This window comes from Streptococcus mitis, from assembly GCF_003942865.1.
In the GTDB taxonomy this organism is placed as follows: Bacteria; Bacillota; Bacilli; order Lactobacillales; family Streptococcaceae; genus Streptococcus; species Streptococcus mitis_BI.
In genome coordinates, this window is record NZ_RJNZ01000009.1 from 59145 (window position 1) to 81869 (window position 22725).

The following is a 22725-nucleotide window of genomic DNA, read 5'->3' on the forward strand; positions in this document are numbered from 1 at the left end:
GAGGTTAATTGTGGAGAAAATCATTAAAGAAAAAATTTCTTCCTTACTTAGTGAAGAAGAGGAAGTCCTCAGTGTTGAACAACTGGGGGGAATGACCAATCAAAACTATTTGGCCAAAACAACAAATAAGCAATACATTGTTAAATTCTTTGGTAAAGGGACAGAAAAACTGATCAATCGTCAGGATGAAAAGTACAATCTTGAACTACTAAAGGATTTAGACTTAGATGTAAAAAATTATCTTTTTGATATTGAAGCTGGTATCAAAGTAAATGAGTATATCGAATCTGCGATTACACTTGATTCAACTACAATCAAGACCAAGTTTGATAAAATTGCTCCAATTTTACAAACCATTCATGCTTCTGGTAAGGAATTAAGGGGAGAATTTGCTCCTTTTGAAGAAATCAAAAAATACGAATCCTTGATTGAAGAAAAAATCCCTTATGTCAACTACGAAGCTGTTCGAGAAGAAGTCTTCTCCTTAGAGAAAAGACTGGCTGACTTAGGTGTTGACAGAAAATCTTGTCATATCGATTTAGTGCCTGAAAACTTTATCGAATCACCTCAAGGACGACTTTATCTGATTGACTGGGAATACTCATCAATGAATGATCCAATGTGGGATTTGGCTGCTCTCTTTTTAGAGTCTGAATTCACTCGTCAAGAGGAAGAAGCCTTCTTGTCTCACTATGAGAGTGAGCAAACACCTGTCTCTCGTGAAAAGATTGCGATCTATAAAATTTTGCAAGATACTATTTGGAGTCTATGGACTGTCTATAAGGAAGAGCAAGGGGCAGATTTTGGTGACTATGGTGTGAATCGTTACCAAAGAGCTGTTAAAGGTCTGGCTAATTATGGAGGTTCAGATGAAAAATAAAAATGGAGTTTCCTTCGGTTTACTCTCAGGTATTTTCTGGGGTTTAGGTCTAACGATTAGTGCTTATATCTTTTCAATTTTTACTGACTTGTCGCCCTTTGTGGTAGCCGCTGCTCACGATTTCTTGAGTATCTTTATCTTACTAGCTTTTCTCTTGGTAAAAGAAGGAAAAGTTCGTCTCTCAATTTTCTTAAATATTCGCAATGTTAGTGTGATCATCGGAGCCTTGCTAGCAGGCCCTATCGGTATGCAGGCCAATCTTTATGCAGTTAAGTATATCGGTAGTTCTTTAGCTTCATCTGTATCGGCTATTTATCCTGCGATTTCAGTTTTATTGGCTTTCTTCTTTTTGAAGCACAAGATTTCGAAAAATACTGTGTTTGGGATTGTCTTGATTATTGCAGGGATTATTGCTCAGACCTATAAGGTTGAACAGGTCAATTCCTTCTACATTGGTATTCTCTGTGCTTTGGTTTGTGCTATTGCATGGGGAAGTGAGAGTGTTCTTAGCTCCTTTGCTATGGAAAGTGAATTGAGTGAAATCGAAGCCCTCTTAATCCGTCAAGTGACTTCATTCTTGTCCTATCTTGTGATTGTGCTCTTCTCTCATCAGTCATTTGCAGAAGTAGCTAATGGACAATTGTTAGGTCTTATGATTGTCTTTGCAGCCTTTGATATGATTTCCTACTTGGCTTATTATATCGCTATCAATCGCTTGCAACCAGCCAAGGCTACAGGTCTTAACGTGAGCTATGTAGTATGGACAGTCTTGTTTGCAGTTGTTTTCTTGGGTGCACCGCTAGATATGTTGACAATTATTACGTCACTTGTCGTTATTGCTGGAGTTTATATTATTATTAAAGAATAAAGGAGATTCGTGTGAAAGCCATCATCTTAGCAGCGGGCTTGGGAACTCGCTTGCGTCCTATGACTGAAAATACCCCTAAAGCCTTGGTTCAGGTTAATCAAAAACCCCTGATTGAATACCAAATTGAGTTTCTCAAAGAAAAAGGAATTAACGACATCATCATCATCGTTGGTTACCTTAAAGAACAATTCGATTATTTAAAAGAGAAATATGGTGTTCGCCTCGTCTTCAATGATAAATACGCTGACTACAATAACTTTTACTCTCTCTATCTTGTAAAAGAAGAATTAGCTAACAGCTATGTTATTGATGCCGATAATTATCTCTTTAAAAATATGTTCCGCAATGATTTGACACGTTCGACTTATTTTAGTGTCTATCGTGAAGATTGTACTAATGAATGGTTCTTAGTCTATGGCGATGACTACAAAGTTCAAGACATTATTGTTGATAGCAAGGCAGGTCGCATCCTTAGTGGTGTATCCTTCTGGGATGCTCCAACTGCAGAAAAGATTGTCAGCTTTATTGACAAGGCTTATGCAAGTGGTGAATTTGTTGATCTCTACTGGGACAATATGGTTAAGGATAATATCAAAGAGCTGGATGTCTATGTTGAAGAATTAGAAGGCAATAGTATCTATGAAATCGATAGTGTCCAAGACTATCATAAATTAGAAGAAATTCTTAAAAACGAAAATTAAAGATTCCAACATCTGGCTAAAATAGTCGGATGTTTTTTATTTCACTTTAGTTTGATATTTTTAATAACTGTTTGAAATATGGTTGTTAGATATAAAAAAAACAAAAAATGAACAAAAAACAACAGAAAAATATTGACAACGATTTCATATAGTGTTATACTTATAGCATAAAGTTAATGGAAAGAAGGGAAAACCTTATGGGATTAGATCATTTCTTTGACAAAAACCTTGTGTTTTGCTTAGAAGCGGATAATCAAGAACAACTCTTTGATCAGGTTGCAACTTTATTGGAAGAACGAGAAATCGTAACTCCAACCTATCGTGAAGCCTTGATCACGCGTGAAAAGTCATTTCCAACTGGCTTAGATATGGAATTTTTGGGTAAGGATTTGCCGAATGTGGCTATTCCTCACACAGATATTGTTCATAATCTAGCTGAAAAAGTTGTGGTCGTTCGATTAGAAAAACCAGTGACCTTCCACAACATGATTGCGCCAGATAAGGAAGTAGAGGTATCCTTGCTCTTCTTTATCATTAATAACTCAAGTTCAAGTCAAACGAACATTCTTGCTCAGTTGATGGACTTCTTTACTGGAAATGGTCATCTTGAAGATCTATCAAAAATTTCTGAACCAGAAGCTCTCTATGCTTATATCGCTGAAGCAACTGCATAATCTTGTCTATTAAAAATATTAAATCGGAGGAAATCCATATGATTAAAATTCTTGCTGCCTGCGGTGCAGGTGTTAATTCAAGCCACCAAATTAAAAGTGCTCTTGAAGAAGAACTTTCAAACCGCGGTTTCGATGTTCACTGTGATGCGGTAATGGTCAAAGACGTTAATGAAGACCTTATCAAAGGTTATGATATCTTCACACCAATTGCTGCTACAGACCTTGGTTTTGACCCAGGTATTCCAGTTATCGAAGCTGGACCAATCTTATTCCGTATCCCAGCAATGAGTGCTCCAGTATTTGACAATATTGAAGCAGCTATCAAAGAACACGGGTTAAGCTAATTCAAATTTGTTAACATTCATATAACATAAAAAGGGAGGAACTGTTATGGATGCAATCTTTGGCCTAATCAAAGAATTTTTCACACCTATCTTAGATATGGGTGGACCTGTCATCATGTTAATCATTTTGACAGTATTGGCTTTACTTTTTGGAGTGAAATTCTCCAAAGCGCTTGAAGGTGGTATCAAACTTGCCATCGCTCTTACTGGTATCGGAGCTATCATCGGTATGCTAAATGGTGCTTTCTCTGCATCACTTGCAAAATTCGTTGAAAATACTGGTATCCAATTGAGTATCACTGACGTTGGTTGGGCACCACTTGCAACAATCACTTGGGGATCTGCTTGGACACTTTACTTCTTGCTTATCATGTTGATTGTCAACGTAGTAATGCTTGCTATGAAGAAAACTGATACACTTGACGTCGATATCTTCGATATCTGGCACTTGTCTATCACAGGTCTTTTGATTAAATGGTATGCAGACAATAACGGTGTGAGCCAAGGGGTTTCACTCTTGATTGCTACAGCAGCTATCGTACTTGTTGGTGTGTTGAAAATTATCAACTCTGACTTGATGAAACCTACATTTGATGACCTTCTTAATGCACCAAGTTCATCACCAATGACATCAACTCACATGAACTACATGATGAACCCAGTTATCATGGTTTTGGATAAGATTTTTGAAAAATTCTTCCCAGGACTTGATAAATATGACTTTGACGCTGCTAAATTGAACAAAAAAATCGGTTTCTGGGGATCTAAATTCTTCATCGGTTTCATTCTTGGTATCGTTATCGGTATTATGGGAACTCCACATCCAATTGCAGGTGTTGCCGATGCAGATAAATGGCGTCTTGTTATCAGAGGATGGTTGTCTCTTGGTTTGACTGCCGGTGTATCTTTGGAACTCTTCTCACTTATCGGTTCATGGTTCATCGCAGCCGTAGAACCACTATCACAAGGTATTACAAACGTTGCTACTAAACGTCTTCAAGGACGTAAATTCAACATCGGTCTTGACTGGCCATTCATCGCTGGTCGTGCTGAAATCTGGGCTTGTGCTAACGTACTTGCACCAATCATGTTGATTGAAGCTGTTCTTCTTTCAAAAGTTGGAAATGGTATCTTGCCACTTGCAGGTATCATCGCAATGGGTGTTACTCCAGCTCTCTTGGTTGTAACTCGTGGTAAATTGCTCCGTATGATTATTTTCGGAACACTCTTGTTGCCACTCTTCCTTCTTTCAGGTACACTTATCGCACCATTTGCAACAGAACTTGCTAAAGGTGTAGGTGCCTTCCCAGCAGGTGTGAGCGAAACTCAATTGATCACTCACTCAACTCTTGAAGGACCAATCGAAAAACTTCTTGGTTGGACAATTGGTAACACTACAACAGGTGATATCAAAGCAATCCTTGGTGCTGTAGTCTTCCTTGTATTCTATATCGGTATCTTTGCTTGGTACAGAAAACAAATGATCAAACGTAATGAAGAGTACGCAGCAAAAGCAAAATAATGCGCTCCTATAAAATGTAAATTGTTGAAACTAGGTTGTCATACCATTAGGAGTGACAGCCTAGTTTTTTATAAACTATCAAGAAATCGGAGAAAATAATGGTAATTGAATTAAAATCAGAACAATTAAGAGTTCAATTTAACAGTTTTGGTGGGGCTCTTTCTTCTATAAAAGATGCTGAGGGAGTTGAGTATTTGTGGCAAGGGGATGCCACTTATTGGAGTGGACAAGCTCCTGTTCTCTTCCCCATTTGTGGTTCTTTGAGAGAGGATACAGCCCTCTATATAGATGAGAAGGGACAAGAAAGAAAAGGAAACATTCCTCGTCATGGTTTGGTTCGTAAGAAAGAATTTGAATTAGTTGAACAAACAGATAAGAGTGTAACTTTTGCAATTGAAGACGATGAGAATAGCTATCAGAACTACCCTTATCATTTCCGCCTAGAAATCACTTATATCCTTACAGGAAAGACAGTACGGACTCAATACAAAATTTTCAATAAAGAAACTAGCAAGGTCATGCCTTACTTTATTGGTGGACATCCAGGATTTAATTGTCCTCTACTGGATGATGAGGTCTATGAAGATTACTACTTAGAGTTTGAGAAAGAAGAGACTTGCTCTGTTCCACGTCCTTTCCCAGAAACGGGGATGCTTGATTTTCAAGATAGAAGTCCATGGCTAGAGGATCAAAAGAAATTAGTTCTTAATTATGATCTTTTCAGCACAGATGCAGTGACCTTAGATGAATTGCAATCTAGAACAATTGCCCTTCGTTCTCGGAAACATGATAAGGGATTGAAAGTGCACTTTGCAGAGTTTCCAAATCTCATTGTCTGGTCAACTTTGAACAAAGGACCTTTCATTGCCTTTGAACCATGGTCTGGCTTGTCAACATCCCTTGAAGAAGGAGATCATCTCGAAGATAAGAAAAATGTTCGTCTCCTAGAACCTGGTCAAATGGATCAAATTGGTTTTGATATCGAAATTTTTTAGTTAAAAAAACACAAAAACAAACACTAACTGTTGACTTTTTCCGGAAATAGGAGTATATTATGTTTGTAAGCAACAAATGATGTTTGTAACAAACAAATAATCACTTGTTATATTCTCTTTCGTGGAGAAGAATTATTTCTAGGAAATTGATTTCCTAAACTTGAATAAGGTGTCATTCATCTCGTTCAATCCAATTTGTCAATAAACTGCTAGAAAACTTTTTGTAGGTAAACTGCTAACCATAAAAGTCTTTACTAGCCTAGAAAAATAAAAGGAGTATACAATATGTCTATTGTTATCGGTGCAGATGCTGCAGGTTTGAGATTGAAAGAAGTTGTGAAAGACTTCTTGGAAAAAGAAAACTTCCACGTTGTGGATGTTACAGCTGAAGGTCAAGACTTTGTTGATGTGACTCTTGCTGTTGCTGCAGAAGTAAACAAAGAAGAACAAAACCTTGGTATCGTGATTGATGCTTATGGAGCTGGTCCATTTATGGTCGCAACTAAGATCAAAGGAATGGTTGCTGCAGAAGTATCTGACGAACGTTCAGCTTATATGACTCGTGGCCACAACAACTCACGTATAATCACTATGGGTGCACAACTTGTTGGTGATGAATTGGCTAAAAACATTGCTAAAGGATTTGTTAACGGTAAATACGATGGTGGACGTCACCAAATTCGTGTCGATATGTTGAACAAAATGTGCTAATTAGATTACAGTAAGAAAGGTAAGTTAAAAATGAGAATTGCAATTGGATGTGACCACATCGTAACAGATGAAAAAATGGCGGTTTCAGAATTTTTGAAATCAAAAGGATATGAAGTTATTGACTTTGGTACATATGACCATACACGTACTCACTACCCAATCTTTGGTAAAAAAGTAGGGGAAGCTGTAACTAGTGGTCAAGCTGATCTTGGAGTATGTATCTGTGGTACTGGTGTTGGTATCAACAACGCTGTAAATAAAGTTCCAGGTGTCCGTTCTGCCTTGGTTCGTGATATGACAACAGCCCTTTATGCTAAAGAACAATTGAACGCCAACGTTATCGGTTTTGGTGGTAAGATTACTGGAGAATTGCTCATGTGTGACATCATTGAAGCTTTCATCCATGCTGAGTACAAACCATCTGAAGAAAACAAAAAATTGATTGCGAAAATTGAACACGTTGAAAGTCACAATGCTCAACAAACAGACGCAAACTTCTTCACTGAATTCCTTGAAAAATGGGATCGCGGAGAATACCACGACTAAGAGGTGACCTATGATTTTAACAGTCACAATGAACCCATCTATTGATATTTCCTATCCTTTGGATGAGTTGAAGATTGATACTGTCAATCGTGTGGTGGATGTAACCAAAACGGCTGGTGGTAAGGGACTCAATGTTACCCGAGTACTTTCAGAATTTGGGGATTCTGTTCTTGCTACTGGTTTAGTGGGTGGCAAACTTGGTGAGTTTTTGGTTGAACATATCGATAATCAAGTAAAGAAAGATTTCTTCTCAATTCAGGGAGAAACTCGTAACTGTATTGCTATTCTTCACGGTGACAACCAAACAGAAGTTCTTGAAAAAGGACCTGAAGTTCTTGAACAAGAAGGTCAATACTTTTTGGAACATTTCAAAAAACTCTTGGAGTCAGTTGAAGTAGTAGCCATCTCGGGTAGTCTGCCAGCTGGCCTTCCAGTTGATTACTATGCGAGCTTGGTTGAACTTGCTAATCAAGCTGGCAAGCCTGTTGTCTTGGACTGCTCTGGTGCAGCACTTCAGGCGGTTCTTGAATCACCACATAAACCAACAGTCATCAAACCAAATAATGAGGAACTATCTCAGCTTCTAGGAAGAGAAGTTTCTGAGGATTTGGATGAATTAAAAGAAGTACTTCAAGAACCTTTGTTTGCAGGTATTGAATGGATTATCGTTTCACTTGGTGCCAACGGTGCCTTTGCCAAACATGGGGACACTTTCTACAAGGTAGATATTCCTAGAATTCAGGTGGTCAACCCTGTCGGATCTGGAGATTCTACTGTGGCAGGAATTTCTTCAGGACTTCTTCATAAAGAATCGGATGCAGAATTACTCATCAAGGCAAATGTCCTTGGTATGCTCAATGCTCAAGAAAAAATGACTGGTCATGTCAACATGGCCAACTATCAAGCTCTATATGATCAATTAATAGTAAAAGAGGTATAAAATGACTTTAACAGAACAAAAACGTGCACGCTTAGAAAAACTTTCTGATGAAAATGGTATCATCTCAGCTCTTGCATTTGACCAACGTGGTGCTTTGAAACGCCTCATGGCTCAACACCAAACAGAAGAACCAACTGTAGCTCAAATGGAAGAACTTAAAGTCTTGGTAGCAGATGAATTGACTAAATACGCTTCATCAATGCTTCTTGACCCTGAGTATGGACTTCCAGCGACTAAAGCTCTTGATGAAAAAGCTGGTCTTCTCCTTGCTTATGAAAAAACAGGTTATGATACAACAAGCACAAAACGCTTGCCAGACTGCTTGGATGTTTGGTCTGCAAAACGTATTAAAGAAGAAGGTGCAGATGCAGTTAAATTCTTGCTTTACTATGATGTAGATAGCTCAGACGAACTTAACCAAGAAAAACAAGCTTACATCGAACGTATCGGTTCTGAATGTGTGGCTGAAGATATCCCATTCTTCCTTGAAATCCTTGCTTATGATGAAAAAATTGCAGACGCTGGTTCTGTAGAATACGCGAAAGTAAAACCACACAAAGTTATCGGTGCTATGAAAGTCTTCTCAGACCCACGCTTTAACATTGACGTCTTGAAAGTAGAAGTTCCTGTTAACATTAAATATGTTGAAGGCTTTGCTGAAGGTGAAGTAGTTTATACACGTGAAGAAGCAGCAGCCTTCTTCAAAGCTCAAGATGAAGCAACTAACTTGCCATACATCTACTTGAGTGCTGGTGTATCAGCTAAACTCTTCCAAGATACTCTTGTATTTGCCCATGAATCAGGTGCAAACTTCAATGGAGTTCTTTGTGGCCGTGCTACATGGGCTGGATCAGTTGAAGCTTACATCAAAGATGGTGAAGAAGCAGCACGTGAATGGCTTCGCACAACTGGTTTTGAAAACATTGACGAACTCAACAAAGTTCTTCAAACAACAGCGACTTCATGGAAAGAACGCGTGTAAGCAAGTCCTCCTAGGTTAGGAACATGAATCTAAAAAAATTTTAAAAAAAGTTGTATGTAAAGGTTTACAAAATAACTTACTTGTGCTATACTTAAATCACAAGTTAATACAAGGTGAGTGTTACTAAGTAATATTAGGCATGATCACAGGTGAATTAGAAATCGGCTGATTTTCTAGTTCATTTGTGGTCATTTTTTGTACTCATATACCTTTAAGATATAAAAGGAGGTTGACATGTATCGAATTCTAAATCCAATGAATCACAATGTCTCGCTTGTCAGAAATGATAAAGGAGAAGAAGTGATTGTGATTGGTAAGGGGATTGCATTTGGAAAGAAGAAAGGGGATTTGATTGCTGAACAGCAGGTTGAGAAAATCTTTCGGATGAAGACCGAAGAGTCAAGAGAAAACTTTATGGCTCTCCTCAAAGATGTTCCGCTTGATTTTATCACAGTGACTTATGAAATCATTGATAAGCTATCAAAGAAATATCATTATCCGATTCAAGAGTATCTCTACGTAACCTTGACAGATCATATTTACTGTTCTTACCAGGCTCTAGCACAAGGAAGGTACAAGGATAGTAATCTGCCAGATATTTCCACTAAGTATCCTGTCGCTTTTCAAATCGCAAATGAAGCATTTGAAATTTACCGTCAGAAGCTAGCAGATCATTTTCCTGAGGACGAGATTATTCGGATTGCTTATCATTTCATTAATGCCGAAGGCGAAAATGAAGTGGAACTTGTGGAGTCGATTGATAAGAGGAAAGAAATTCTCAGGAATGTTGAAGAAGTGCTAAAGGGTTATGCAATTCAACGAACCAAAGAGAATAACCATTTCTATGATCGTTTTATGATTCATTTGAATTATTTCTTGGATTATTTAGACAGATCTAGAGATGATAACCAATCACTTCTGGATATGGAAGATCACATTAAACAATCCTATCCAAAAGCGTTCGAGATTGGTTCCAAGATCTATGATGTGATTACGCAACATACGGGTCTTGATTTGTATAAAAGTGAACGAGTTTATCTAGTTCTACATATCCAACGTTTATTGTCATAAAAATTTAATTAAAAATACATAAGGAGAATTCTATCATGAATAGAGAAGAAGTAACATTGTTAGGTTTTGAAATCGTAGCCTATGCTGGCGACGCTCGTTCAAAACTATTGGAAGCCTTGAAGGCTGCTGAAGCTGGTGATTTTGAAAAAGCGGACGCTCTGGTAGAGGAAGCTGGTAGCTGTATCGCTGAGGCTCACCACGCGCAAACAAGTCTATTGACTAAGGAAGCTTCTGGTGAGGACTTAGCGTATAGTGTGACCATGATGCATGGTCAAGATCACTTGATGACAACTATTTTGTTAAAAGATTTGATGCACCATTTAATTGAACTGTACAAGAGAGGAGTTAAATAATGAATAAACTAATTGCATTTATTGAGAAAGGAAAACCTTTCTTTGAGAAATTATCTCGTAATATCTATCTTCGTGCTATTCGTGATGGTTTCATTGCAGGTATGCCTGTTATTCTCTTCTCAAGTATTTTTATCTTGATTGCCTTTGTACCAAACTCATGGGGCTTTAAATGGTCTGATGAAGTTGTAGCCTTTCTTATGAAACCTTACAGCTATTCAATGGGTATTTTAGCTCTCTTGGTAGCTGGTACAACAGCCAAGTCATTGACCGACTCAGTAAACCGTAGCATGGAGAAAACCAATCAAATCAACTATATGTCAACATTGTTGGCAGCAATTGTTGGTTTGTTGATGTTGGCAGCTGATCCTATCGAAAATGGTCTTGCTACTGGATTCTTGGGGACAAAAGGTTTGCTTTCAGCTTTCCTTGCTGCCTTTGTTACTGTAGCAATCTATAAGGTTTGTGTTAAGAACAACGTCACTATTCGTATGCCTGACGAAGTTCCACCAAATATCTCACAAGTCTTTAAAGATGTGATTCCATTCACTCTATCAGTTGTTTCTCTTTATGCTCTTGATTTACTAGCTCGTCATTTTGTTGGTGCTAGTGTAGCAGAATCAATCGGTAAATTCTTTGCACCATTATTCTCTGCTGCTGATGGTTATCTAGGTATCACCATTATCTTTGGTGCCTTTGCCTTCTTCTGGTTTGTTGGTATCCATGGTCCATCTATTGTTGAACCTGCTATCGCAGCAATTACCTATGCCAATGCCGAAGTCAACTTGAACCTTCTCCAACAAGGTATGCACGCTGACAAGATTCTTACTTCTGGTACACAAATGTTTATCGTTACCATGGGTGGTACTGGTGCGACACTGGTTGTTCCATTCATGTTCATGTGGTTAACAAAATCAAAACGTAACCGTGCAATCGGACGTGCTTCAGTAGTTCCAACTTTCTTTGGTGTAAATGAACCAATCTTGTTTGGTGCACCACTTGTATTGAACCCAATCTTCTTCATTCCATTTATCTTTGCTCCAATCGCAAACGTTTGGATCTTCAAATTCTTTATTGAAGCTCTTGGAATGAACTCATTTACTGCTAATCTACCATGGACAACTCCAGCTCCACTAGGTCTAGTTCTTGGTACGAACTTCCAAGTTCTATCATTCATTCTTGCTGCCCTTCTAATCGTGGTTGACGTAGTCATTTACTATCCATTCCTTAAAGTCTATGATGAACAAATTCTTGAAGAAGAGCGTTCAGGTAAATCTAATGATGAATTGAAAGACAAAGTTGCTGCAAACTTCAACACTGCAAAAGCAGATGCTATTCTTGAAAAAGCGGGTGTCGATGCAGCACAAAATACCATCACTGAAGAAACAAATGTCCTCGTTCTCTGTGCTGGTGGAGGTACAAGTGGTCTCCTTGCAAATGCTTTGAATAAGGCAGCTGCAGAATACAATGTTCCTGTGAAAGCAGCAGCAGGTGGCTATGGTGCTCACCGTGAAATGTTGCCAGAGTTTGATTTAGTTATCCTTGCACCTCAAGTTGCTTCAAACTTTGAAGACATGAAAGCAGAAACTGATAAACTTGGTATTAAACTTGCGAAAACAGAAGGCGCTCAATACATCAAATTAACCCGTGATGGAAAAGGTGCTCTTGCATTTGTACAAGCTCAATTCGATTAANNATAGGGACTNTNAAANAGTCTNCTATCGTTACGGAAATCGCTATGGCGAATTTCCTAATCGNCTTGTTAATTCGTCGGTAAAAAGATATCGTTTTTACCTCCTCATGTCACAATTCGGTGACTTGGTACAAGAAGTGAGATGGAGAAGGATGGCTCACTGACTCCTCTCCTCTCACTTTTAGTTTATTTAAATCAAGAAATAGGTGAAAAAAATGACAAAAACATTACCAAAAGACTTTATTTTTGGTGGCGCAACAGCTGCCTATCAAGCAGAAGGTGCTACACATACTGATGGAAAAGGACCAGTTGCGTGGGATAAATATCTTGAAGATAACTATTGGTACACTGCAGAACCAGCCAGTGACTTTTACAATCGATATCCAGTTGACCTAAAGCTAGCAGAAGAGTATGGTGTCAATGGCATTCGAATTTCTATTGCCTGGTCACGTATTTTCCCAACAGGCTACGGTCAAGTAAATCAGAAAGGTGTCGAGTTTTATCATAATTTATTTGCAGAGTGTCACAAACGTCATGTTGAGCCCTTTGTAACTCTTCATCACTTTGATACGCCAGAAGCTCTACATTCAAATGGAGACTTCTTAAACCGTGAAAATATCGAACACTTTGTAGACTACGCTGCCTTCTGTTTTGAAGAATTCCCAGAAGTAAACTATTGGACAACCTTTAATGAAATTGGGCCAATTGGTGATGGTCAATACTTGGTTGGTAAATTCCCTCCAGGTATCCAGTACGACCTTGCCAAAGTTTTCCAATCGCACCACAATATGATGGTTTCTCATGCGCATGCAGTCAAGCTATATAAAGATAAAGGTTATAAAGGTGAAATTGGTGTTGTTCATGCCCTGCCTACTAAATATCCTCTAGATCCTGAAAATCAAGCAGATGTTCGCGCTGCTGAGTTGGAAGATATTATTCACAATAAATTTATCTTGGATGCAACTTATCTAGGTCGCTATTCAGCTGAAACGATGGAAGGTGTCAACCATATCTTATCAGTCAATGGTGGTAGCTTAGATCTTCGTGAAGAAGATTTCGAAGTATTAGAAGCCGCAAAAGACTTGAACGACTTCCTTGGAATCAATTACTATATGAGTGACTGGATGGAAGCATTTGATGGAGAAACTGAAATTATCCATAATGGTAAGGGTGAGAAAGGAAGCTCTAAATACCAAATCAAAGGTGTTGGTCGTCGTGTAGCTCCTGACTATGTACCACGTACGGACTGGGATTGGATTATCTACCCTCAAGGTTTATATGACCAAATCATGCGAGTGAAGAAAGATTATCCTAACTACAAGAAGATTTACATCACAGAAAATGGACTTGGTTATAAAGATGAGTTCGTTGATAACACTGTTTACGATGATGGCCGTATTGATTATGTCAAACAACACTTGGAAGTCTTGTCTGATGCTATTGCAGATGGCGCTAATGTAAAAGGTTACTTCATTTGGTCATTAATGGATGTCTTCTCATGGTCAAACGGTTATGAAAAACGCTACGGTCTCTTCTATGTAGACTTTGAAACTCAAGAACGTTATCCTAAGAAATCAGCTCACTGGTACAAGAAAGTAGCGGAAAGTCAGATTATAGACTAGTAGAATTAGTAATTAGATATAGAATTCTAGTGTGGTAAAAGATGTTCAAAAATTTTATCCAATCAATTTATGAAAAAGTTTATATTATTAATTTTGATAAATGTTCTCAAATACCTTGTTTGACTAATGAGGAGCTGAAAAATCTTGGGAAATGGTATGTCTCTACCGGTAAAGAATGGATTTGCTATTCAGACTATGAGCTGGAAGAATTTAAAAATATCTTTTTAAATTTTATCAGTCCTGAAGAACGGGATAATATCTCCTTTGATTCAGATTTTATGCCGTTTCAACAATCATAAATAATCTAGGAAACTCCTTGTAAAAATCTTCATCCAAAAATGCGTCATATCAAGATTCTTATTTTCTTGATATGACGCATTTTATTTTTTATCAATCCTCAGTTTTATGGTTTAGAAAGAATAATTTTTGTTTGTTTTGAAAGTTGTTCGAAGGTTTCTTTGCTTAGTTTAGAATCTGAAACGATGGTATCAATATCAGAGATATTGTAGAAGGTATAAAAATCAAATTTATTGAACTTACTATTGTCAGCTAGTAAGTATTTTTTATTGGAATTATTGAGAGCGATGCGTTGGGATTCACCTTCCTCTTCACTAAAGGTCGCAATCGCATTGTCCTGAATACCATTACAGCTAACGAAAGCTTTAGAAAATTGAAGATTGGCCAAGTTTTGCAAGGTTAGTGTTCCGACAAAGGCTCCAGTGATAGAGCGGTAGTTTCCACCAATTAAAATCAAATCTGTTAGTTTTCGTTCGTTTAGAATGAGAAAGACTGGTAAACTGTTTGTTACAACACGAATATTATCAATTGGAAGTTCACGAGCAAAAGATTCCAATGTTGTTCCTGGCCCAATAAAAATGGTTTCACCCTCATCAATTAAATGGCCTGCAAAACGGCTGATTTCTTGTTTTTCTGCGATTTGTAAGCTTTGTTTTTCGATATTGGAACGTTCATTGTTTAAAATGGAACCTGTGCGAATTTTCTCAGCTCCACCGTGAACCCGAACAAGTAGATCCTTGTCTGCCAACTCTTGCAAGTAGCGTCTAGCAGTCATATCTGATACATCCAAGCGAGTCATAATTTCTTTTACAGTGATAGTTCCTTTGGTGTTCACTGTTTCTAGAATACTATCTAATTTTTCTTGTTTCAGCATCCTTTTCACCTCGATTTCTACTATTATTATCTTACCACAAAACACTCAATCAATCAAATAGAAAAAAACAAAAGAAAACAAAAACAAAAATATCATGGTTGTTTTAAACAAACCATGATATTTGTTATTGCTTATAAAATAGATAATATTAGTCTAAACCGTAGTTGTAATCATCGTCTTGCATGGCTTCAACTTCACCAAGTAGGTAACCATTTCCGACTTGAGAGAAGAAGTCGTGGTTAGATGTTCCTGTTGAAATACCGTTCATAACAATTGGGTTGACATCATCAGCTGAATCTGGGAAGAGTGGATCTTGTCCCAGGTTCATGAGAGCTTTGTTAGCATTGTAGCGAAGGAAGGTTTTGACTTCTTCCGTCCAACCAACACCATCATAGAGGCTCTCTGTATAACCTTCTTCGTTCTCGTAGAGAGTGTAGAGCAGGTCGTACATCCATTCTTTAAGTTTTTCTTGCTCTTCTTCAGGTAATTCATTAAAACCAAGTTGGAATTTGTAACCAATGTAGGTTCCGTGAACAGACTCATCACGAATAATTAATTTGATGATTTCCGCGACGTTGGCTAGTTTGTTGTTACCAAGATAGTAGAGGGGAGTGAAGAAACCAGAGTAGAAGAGGAAGGTTTCAAGGAAGACACTGGCAACTTTCTTTTCAAGTGGGCTACCGTTGAGGTAAATTTCGTTGACAATCTCAGCCTTCTTTTGTAGGTAAGGATTGGTATTGGTCCATTCGAAAATTTCTTCAATCTCAGCCTTTGTATTCAAAGTAGAAAAGATTGATGAGTAAGATTTAGCGTGAACAGATTCCATAAATTGGATGTTATTGAAAACAGCTTCTTCATGTGGTGTACGGATGTCTGCGCGAAGGGCTTGAACCCCAGTTTCAGATTGCATGGTATCCAAGAGAGTTAATCCACCAAAGACTTTACCGACCAGGTCTTTTTCCTTGTTTGATAACTTTCTCCAGTCATCCAAGTCATTTGATAAGGGAATACGTGTATCAAGCCAGAATTGCTCCGTCAGCTTTTCCCAAGTTGATTTGTCGATGACATCTTCGATGGCATTCCAGTTAATGGCTTTGTAGTAAGTTTCCATTTGAAATCTCTTTCTGTGTTTAGTATTGCGAACTCACAATTATTTCTATTTTATCATAATTCTAGAGGAGTATCGCACAAAAAGTCGGAAGTCCGACTTTTTGTTATTTCATAGTATAGATGCTTATTCCAGTTTAGTTTAGCAGGGTGAATGAATACTTATCTGAGAAAATGTAGTTTCCTCAAGCAAAGATTAAATCACACAGCTTTCACATTGGTTGGCACCGACTTCTCCACCGTCATCTGTAAAGGTACGGACGTAGTAGATAGACTTGATACCCTTGTTAAAGGCATAGTTACGAAGGATAGACAAGTCACGTGTCGTTTGTTTGTTTTCTTTCTTCCATTCGTAAAGACCTTTTGGAATGTCACTACGCATGAAGAGAGTGAGTGAAAGTCCTTGGTCCACATGCTCAGTTGCAGCTGCGTAAACATCAATCACCTTACGCATATCCATGTCGTAAGCAGAAGTGTAGTAAGGAATGGTTTCTGTTGACAAGCCAGCAGCAGGATAGTAGATTTTACCGATTTTCTTTTCTTGACGCTCTTCGATACGTTGCGTAATCGGGTGGATAGAAGCAGAAACGTCATTGATGTAACTGATCGAACCATTTGGGGCAACAGCTAGACGGTTTTGGTGGTAAAGTCCATCTGCTTGAACCTTGTCGCGAAGTTCAGCCCAGTCAGCAGCACTTGGGATAAAGACATCTTTGAAAAGTTCTTTAACACGGTCTGATTTTGGAACAAACTCGCCTGTAATATACTTTTCAAAGTAGCTTCCGTTAGCATAGTCTGATTTTTCAAAGTTGTGGAAGGTAATACCACGTTCACGCGCGATATTGTTTGACTCAACTAAAGTCCAGTAGTTCATGAGCATGAAGTAGATGCTTGTAAATTCAACAGACTCAGGCGATCCATATTCAATCAATTGTTGGGCAAGGTAGCTGTGAAGTCCCATGGCACCAAGACCAAAGGTATGAGCTTGGCTATTTCCGTGGTCGATGGTAGGAACAGCTACGATGTGTGAACTATCTGTAACGAAAGTAAGGGCACGAACCATAGCACGGATAGAACGACCAAAGTCAGGTGAAGTCATCATGTTAACTACGTTGGTTGAACCAAGGTTACATGAAACGTCTGTTCCCATTTGCAGGAATTCTTGAGCATCGTTGATCAAGCTTGGTTCTTGGACTTGAAGAATCTCAGAACACAAGTTACTCATGATGATTTTTCCATCAACTGGGTTTGCACGGTTAGCCGTATCAATGTTGACAACATAAGGGTAGCCAGATTCTTGTTGCAATTTAGAGATTTCAGTTTCCAAATCACGCGCCTTGATTTTTGTCTTGCGGATATTTGGATTTGAGACCAATTCATCGTATTTTTCAGTGATGTCAATGTAGTTGAATGGAACACCGTATTCAAGTTCTACTGAGTAAGGGCTGAAGAGGTACATTTCTTCATTTTTACGTGCTAATTCGTAGAATTTATCGGGTACTACAACACCAAGTGAAAGGGTCTTAACACGAACTTTTTCATCGGCGTTTTCTTTCTTAGTTGAAAGGAAGGCGATGATATCTGGGTGGAAGACGTTGAGGTAGACAACACCAGCGCCTTGGCGTTGACCCAATTGGTTGGAGTAAGAGAAACTATCTTCGAAGAGCTTCATGACTGGTACGACACCAGAAGCTGCTCCTTCGTAGCCTTTGATAGGTGCACCAGCTTCACGAAGGTTGCTGAGGGTAATTCCCACACCACCACCAATACGTGAAAGTTGAAGAGCTGAGTTGATAGAACGTCCGATAGAGTTCATATCATCAGTTACTTGGATTAGGAAGCAAGATACTAACTCCCCACGGCGAGCACGTCCAGCATTCAAGAAGGAAGGAGTAGCAGGTTGATAGCGTTGGTGGATGATTTCATTGGCAATATCAATCGCAACAGCTTCATCACCATCAGCAAAATAAAGGGCGTTAAAGAAGACACGGTCTTCCATGCTTTCAAGATAGTATTCACCGTCGTTAGTCTTTAAGGCATATTGATTGTAAAACTTATAAGCTGCCATGAAAGACTTGAATTGGAAGTTTTGGTCTTTGATAAATTGAGCTAATTCTTCCAAAAATTCTGGACGGTATTTCTTGATAAAGGCTGTTTCGATGTAGTTGTGTTCAATGAGGTAGTTGATTTTATCTTTGATTGAATCAAAAACCATAGTGTTTGGAACTACATTTTCTTTAAAGAAGGCATCCAAGGCTTCCTTATCTTTATGAAGCATGATTTGTCCATTAACAGGACGGTTGATTTCGTTATTAAGACGGAAGTAAGTCACGTCCTCAAGATGTTTTAATCCCATAAAAATTCCCTTGTCTAATTACAAAAGAAAGGCTTCTAAGTTAGCCCTAGAAGCAGTTTCTTCTGGATGATGTACTAAGATTATGCTAATTGTTTCAGTTTTCCTGGTTGGAAACCTGAAAAGACTTCAGTTGGTGTTTGGATAACAGGAGCTGCGCTGAAACCGAGCTCTTTAACTTGATCGATGTACTCAGGTTGCTCATCAAGATTGATTTCACGATAAGCGACATTATTACTGTCCAAGAAACGTTTGGTCATCTTACATTGGACACAGTTGTTTTTAGAATAAACGGTTACCATTGTGTAACTCCTCTTTCAAAATAGATTACTTTCTTAGTATATCAGAAAATAAATTTTTGTCAATGATTTAAAACTAAATATAGTGGTCTATTTTTATGCTTAAGCTCACAAAACACAATATGTAGTGTTTGTTTTATGAAATAGTTATGATAATCCTACAAGTAGTTTTTTGGAAAACTATATCCTGTGTTTTGTTATCTAGAATAGAAGATTTTCAGCAAGTTATCTGAAAGGAAATCGAATAAATCCCATAAAATGCTTGAAAAAAATCCTAGAAGATGATATAATACCAAATTGTAAGGGTTATCACATATAACTCAAAAAAGAAAGAACAAAAGGAGAGTCAAACTATGGCTTCTAAAGATTTCCACGTAGTGGCAGAAACAGGTATTCACGCACGTCCAGCAACATTGTTGGTACAAACTGCTAGCAAATTTGCTTCAGATATCACTCTTGAGTACAAAGGTAAATCAGTTAACCTTAAATCAATCATGGGTGTTATGAGTCTTGGTGTTGGCCAAGGTGCTGACGTAACTATCTCAGCTGAAGGTGCAGATGCAGATGATGCTATCGCTGCAATCTCAGAAACAATGGAAAAAGAAGGATTGGCATAAGGAAAATGACAGAAATGCTTAAAGGAATCGCAGCATCTGACGGTGTTGCAGTTGCAAAAGCATATCTACTCGTTCAACCGGATTTGTCATTCGAGACTGTTTCAGTCGAAGATACAAACGCAGAAGAGGCTCGTTTGGATGTAGCTCTTGAAGCTTCTCAAAACGAGCTTTCTCTTATCCGTGAGAAAGCTGTAGGTACGCTTGGTGAAGAAGCGGCTCAAGTTTTTGACGCTCATTTGATGGTTCTTGCTGACCCAGAATTGATTGGTCAGATTAAAGAAACAATCCGTGCTAAGAAAGTCAATGCTGAAGCAGGTCTTAAAGAAGTGACTGACATGTTCATCACTATCTTTGAAGGCATGGAAGACAACCCATATATGCAAGAACGTGCAGCGGATATCCGCGACGTGACAAAACGTGTATTGGCAAACCTTCTTGGTAAAAAATTGCCAAATCCAGCTTCTATCAATGAAGAAGTAATCGTAATTGCGCATGACTTGACACCATCTGATACAGCTCAATTGGATAAAAACTTTGTAAAAGCTTTTGTAACAAATATCGGTGGACGTACAAGCCACTCAGCTATCATGGCACGTACACTTGAAATTGCAGCTGTATTGGGAACAAATAACATTACTGAAGTGGTGAAAGACGGTGATATCCTTGCCGTTAACGGAATTACTGGTGAAGTGATTATCAACCCAACAGATGAACAAGCGGCAGAATTTAAAGCAGCTGGTGAAGCTTATGCTAAACAAAAAGCTGAATGGGCACTTTTGAAAGATGCTCAAACAGTGACTGCTGACGGTAAACACTTCGAGTTGGCTGCTAACATCGGTACTCCAAAAGACGTTGAAGGTGTTAACAACAACGGTGCAGAAGCGGTTGGACTTTACCGTACAGAGTTCTTGTACATGGATTCTCAAGACTTCCCAACTGAAGATGAGCAGTATGAAGCATACAAGGCTGTTCTTGAAGGAATGAATGGTAAGCCTGTGGTTGTTCGTACAATGGATATCGGTGGAGATAAGGAACTTCCTTACTTCGATATGCCACACGAAATGAACCCATTCCTTGGATTCCGTGCCCTTCGTATCTCTATTGCCGAAACTGGAGATGCAATGTTCCGCACACAAATCCGTGCTCTTCTTCGTGCTTCTGTTCATGGTCAATTGCGTATCATGTTCCCAATGGTTGCCCTTTTGAAAGAATTCCGTGCAGCTAAAGCAGTCTTTGATGAAGAAAAAGCGAACCTTCTTGCGGAAGGAGTTGCAGTTGCGGATGATATCCAAGTTGGTATCATGATTGAAATCCCTGCAGCAGCGATGCTTGCAGACCAATTTGCTAAAGAAGTTGACTTCTTCTCAATTGGTACAAACGACTTGATCCAATACACAATGGCAGCAGACCGTATGAACGAGCAAGTTTCATACCTTTACCAACCATATAACCCATCAATCCTTCGCTTGATCAACAACGTTATCAAGGCAGCTCACGCTGAAGGTAAATGGGCTGGTATGTGTGGTGAGATGGCTGGTGACCAAAAAGCTGTTCCACTTCTTGTCGGAATGGGCTTGGATGAATTCTCTATGTCAGCAACATCAGTACTTCGTACACGTAGCTTGATGAAGAAATTGGACACTGCTAAGATGCAAGAGTACGCTAACCGTGCCCTTACAGAGTGTTCAACAATGGAAGAAGTCCTTGAACTTCAAAAAGAATACGTTAACTTCGATTAATGTGATCAACCTTGTAACCTAGTTGCAAGGTTTTTTATAGTTTAAAATCAGAAAATCTATTAACTAGTTCATAAAATGCTTGACAATAAAAAAAATTGGAGTAGAATATTAACTAGTTAAATAACTAGTTAAGGAGTTTTTATGAAGAAACAAAATTTGTTTTTAGTGTTGTTAAGTGTCTTTCTTTTGTGTTTAGCTGCTTGTGGGCAGAAGGAAAGCCAGTCAGGTAAAGGGATGAAAATCGTGACCAGTTTTTATCCTATCTATGCTATGGTCAAGGAAGTATCTGGTGACTTGAATGATGTTCGAATGATTCAGTCAAGTAGCGGAATTCACTCCTTTGAACCTTCAGCAAATGATATTGCAGCCATCTATGATGCAGATGTATTTGTCTACCATTCGCATACGCTCGAATCTTGGGCAGGAAGTCTGGATCCAAATCTAAAAAAATCAAAAGTTAAGGTTTTAGAGGCTTCAGAAGGAATGACATTGGATCGTGTCCCTGGTCTAGAAGATGTGGAAGCAGGTGAGGGAGTTGATGAAAAAACGCTTTACGATCCTCACACTTGGCTAGATCCTGAAAAAGCTGGCGAAGAAGCTCAGATTATCGCTGATAAACTTTCAGAGGTGGATAGTGAGCATAAAGAAACTTATCAAAAAAATGCGCAAGCCTTTATCAAAAAAGCTCAAGAATTGACTAAGAAATTCCAACCTAAATTTGAAAAAGCGAGTCAGAAAACATTTGTAACACAACATACAGCCTTTTCTTATCTGGCTAAGCGATTTGGACTCAATCAACTTGGTATTGCAGGTATCTCTCCAGAACAAGAACCAAGTCCAAGACAACTAACAGAAATTCAGGAATTTGTTAAAACCTATAAGGTTAAAACGATTTTTACAGAAAGTAACGCTTCTTCAAAAGTAGCTGAAACTCTTGTCAAATCAACAGGTGTGGGGCTTAAAACTCTGAATCCTTTAGAGGCAGACCCACAAAATGACAAGACTTATCTAGAAAACCTAGAAGAAAATATGAGTATTTTAGCAGAAGAATTAAAGTGAGGAAAGAATGAAAATCAATAAAAAATATCTAGCTGGATCAGCAGCAGCACTTATTTTAAGTGTCTGTGCTTATGAACTAGGTTTGCACCAAGCTCAAACTGTAAAAGAAAATAATCGTGTTTCATATATAGATGGTAACCAACCAAGCCAAAAGGCAGAGAATTTGACACCTGATGAAGTCAGTAAAAAAGAAGGTATAAATGCCGAGCAAATTGTTATCAAGATTACGGACCAAGGTTATGTGACTTCTCATGGAGACCATTATCATTACTATAATGGCAAGGTTCCTTATGATGCTATCATTAGTGAGGAACTGCTGATGAAAGATCCAAATTATCAGTTGAAGGATTCAGACATTGTCAATGAAATCAAGGGTGGCTATGTGATTAAGGTAGATGGTAAGTATTATGTCTATCTTAAGGATGTGGCACATGCTGATAATGTTCGAACAAAAGAAGAAATTACTCGTCAGAAGCAGGAA

24 protein-coding genes are annotated in these 22725 nt (G+C 38.4%); 20 read left to right on the top strand and 4 right to left on the bottom strand.

Annotated features, from left to right (window positions below; translation table 11 throughout):
- Positions 1-10: 10 nt before the first annotated feature.
- From licA to D8845_RS07170, 16 genes are all read left to right on the top strand, one after another.
- A complete protein-coding gene (licA, locus tag D8845_RS07095; RefSeq protein WP_125452966.1) occupies positions 11-880 on the top strand; it encodes a choline kinase LicA in 870 nt (289 codons plus the stop codon).
- Complete coding sequence (locus tag D8845_RS07100) at positions 870-1748, top strand: DMT family transporter (protein WP_000791828.1); 879 nt, start codon at positions 870-872, stop codon at positions 1746-1748. Before licA ends, D8845_RS07100 begins: the two co-directional genes overlap by 11 nt.
- Before the next feature lie 11 nt (positions 1749-1759).
- Entirely contained in the window at positions 1760-2449 is a 690-nt protein-coding gene (locus D8845_RS07105; RefSeq protein ID WP_000643965.1) for a sugar phosphate nucleotidyltransferase, read from the top strand.
- 197 nt (positions 2450-2646) lie between these two features.
- Entirely contained in the window at positions 2647-3123 is a 477-nt protein-coding gene (locus tag D8845_RS07110; RefSeq protein ID WP_000521980.1) for a PTS sugar transporter subunit IIA, read from the top strand.
- Positions 3124-3161: 38 nt separating this feature from the next.
- Positions 3162-3467 (top strand): PTS sugar transporter subunit IIB, encoded by a 306-nt coding sequence (locus tag D8845_RS07115; protein WP_000590547.1) that lies wholly within the window; start codon positions 3162-3164, stop codon positions 3465-3467.
- Positions 3468-3513: 46 nt separating this feature from the next.
- A complete protein-coding gene (locus D8845_RS07120; RefSeq protein WP_000338737.1) occupies positions 3514-4989 on the top strand; it encodes a PTS galactitol transporter subunit IIC in 1476 nt (491 codons plus the stop codon).
- Between the two features lie 98 nt (positions 4990-5087).
- Positions 5088-5984 (top strand): aldose 1-epimerase family protein, encoded by an 897-nt coding sequence (locus D8845_RS07125; protein WP_125452967.1) that lies wholly within the window; start codon positions 5088-5090, stop codon positions 5982-5984.
- Positions 5985-6269: 285 nt separating this feature from the next.
- A complete protein-coding gene (lacA, locus tag D8845_RS07130) occupies positions 6270-6695 on the top strand; it encodes a galactose-6-phosphate isomerase subunit LacA (RefSeq protein WP_125452968.1) in 426 nt (141 codons plus the stop codon).
- Between the two features lie 30 nt (positions 6696-6725).
- Positions 6726-7241: a galactose-6-phosphate isomerase subunit LacB gene (gene lacB / locus D8845_RS07135; RefSeq protein WP_001216913.1), complete on the top strand. Its 516-nt coding sequence runs from the start codon at positions 6726-6728 to the stop codon at positions 7239-7241.
- Between the two features lie 10 nt (positions 7242-7251).
- Positions 7252-8181, top strand: a complete 930-nt coding sequence (locus D8845_RS07140) for a tagatose-6-phosphate kinase (protein ID WP_125452969.1) — start codon at positions 7252-7254, stop codon at positions 8179-8181.
- A gap of 1 nt (position 8182) precedes the next feature.
- Entirely contained in the window at positions 8183-9163 is a 981-nt protein-coding gene (lacD, locus tag D8845_RS07145; protein WP_125452970.1) for a tagatose-bisphosphate aldolase, read from the top strand.
- Positions 9164-9397: 234 nt separating this feature from the next.
- A complete protein-coding gene (locus D8845_RS07150) occupies positions 9398-10234 on the top strand; it encodes a PRD domain-containing protein (protein WP_125452971.1) in 837 nt (278 codons plus the stop codon).
- A 35-nt stretch (positions 10235-10269) separates the two neighbouring features.
- Positions 10270-10587 carry a PTS lactose/cellobiose transporter subunit IIA gene (locus D8845_RS07155; protein ID WP_001078331.1) on the top strand — a complete coding sequence of 106 codons (318 nt, stop codon included), beginning with the start codon at positions 10270-10272 and terminating at the stop codon, positions 10585-10587.
- The gene (locus D8845_RS07160) at positions 10587-12278 is read left to right on the top strand and encodes a lactose-specific PTS transporter subunit EIIC (protein WP_125452972.1); all 1692 of its coding nucleotides are present in this window, start codon (positions 10587-10589) and stop codon (positions 12276-12278) included. Before D8845_RS07155 ends, D8845_RS07160 begins: the two co-directional genes overlap by 1 nt.
- 214 nt (positions 12279-12492) lie before the next feature.
- A complete protein-coding gene (gene lacG / locus D8845_RS07165; RefSeq protein ID WP_125452973.1) occupies positions 12493-13899 on the top strand; it encodes a 6-phospho-beta-galactosidase in 1407 nt (468 codons plus the stop codon).
- Between the two features lie 41 nt (positions 13900-13940).
- A complete protein-coding gene (locus D8845_RS07170) occupies positions 13941-14198 on the top strand; it encodes a DUF3884 family protein (RefSeq protein ID WP_125452974.1) in 258 nt (85 codons plus the stop codon).
- 104 nt (positions 14199-14302) lie between these two features.
- Here D8845_RS07170 and D8845_RS07175 read toward each other — a convergent pair whose 3' ends face one another.
- From D8845_RS07175 to nrdH, 4 genes are all read right to left on the bottom strand, one after another.
- Positions 14303-15070 carry a DeoR/GlpR family DNA-binding transcription regulator gene (locus D8845_RS07175; protein ID WP_125452975.1) on the bottom strand — a complete coding sequence of 256 codons (768 nt, stop codon included), beginning with the start codon at positions 15068-15070 and terminating at the stop codon, positions 14303-14305.
- Positions 15071-15218: 148 nt separating this feature from the next.
- Positions 15219-16181, bottom strand: coding sequence for a class 1b ribonucleoside-diphosphate reductase subunit beta (gene nrdF, locus D8845_RS07180; protein WP_000451364.1), 963 nt, complete (start codon positions 16179-16181; stop codon positions 15219-15221).
- Positions 16182-16373: 192 nt separating this feature from the next.
- Complete coding sequence (gene nrdE, locus D8845_RS07185; RefSeq protein ID WP_125452976.1) at positions 16374-18533, bottom strand: class 1b ribonucleoside-diphosphate reductase subunit alpha; 2160 nt, start codon at positions 18531-18533, stop codon at positions 16374-16376.
- Between the two features lie 80 nt (positions 18534-18613).
- Positions 18614-18832, bottom strand: a complete 219-nt coding sequence (gene nrdH / locus D8845_RS07190; RefSeq protein ID WP_000259240.1) for a glutaredoxin-like protein NrdH — start codon at positions 18830-18832, stop codon at positions 18614-18616.
- A gap of 350 nt (positions 18833-19182) precedes the next feature.
- On the opposite strand from nrdH, the gene D8845_RS07195 reads away from it, so the two are divergent.
- The 4 genes from D8845_RS07195 to D8845_RS07210 form a co-directional block, all read left to right on the top strand.
- A complete protein-coding gene (locus tag D8845_RS07195) occupies positions 19183-19446 on the top strand; it encodes a phosphocarrier protein HPr (RefSeq protein ID WP_000146947.1) in 264 nt (87 codons plus the stop codon).
- A gap of 5 nt (positions 19447-19451) precedes the next feature.
- Complete coding sequence (ptsP, locus tag D8845_RS07200; protein ID WP_125452977.1) at positions 19452-21185, top strand: phosphoenolpyruvate--protein phosphotransferase; 1734 nt, start codon at positions 19452-19454, stop codon at positions 21183-21185.
- Between the two features lie 141 nt (positions 21186-21326).
- A complete protein-coding gene (adcAII, locus tag D8845_RS07205; RefSeq protein ID WP_125452978.1) occupies positions 21327-22244 on the top strand; it encodes a zinc-binding lipoprotein AdcAII in 918 nt (305 codons plus the stop codon).
- Between the two features lie 7 nt (positions 22245-22251).
- Positions 22252-22725, top strand: a 474-nt coding sequence (locus tag D8845_RS07210) for a pneumococcal-type histidine triad protein (protein ID WP_125452979.1), incomplete at its 3' end; no start/stop codon positions are given.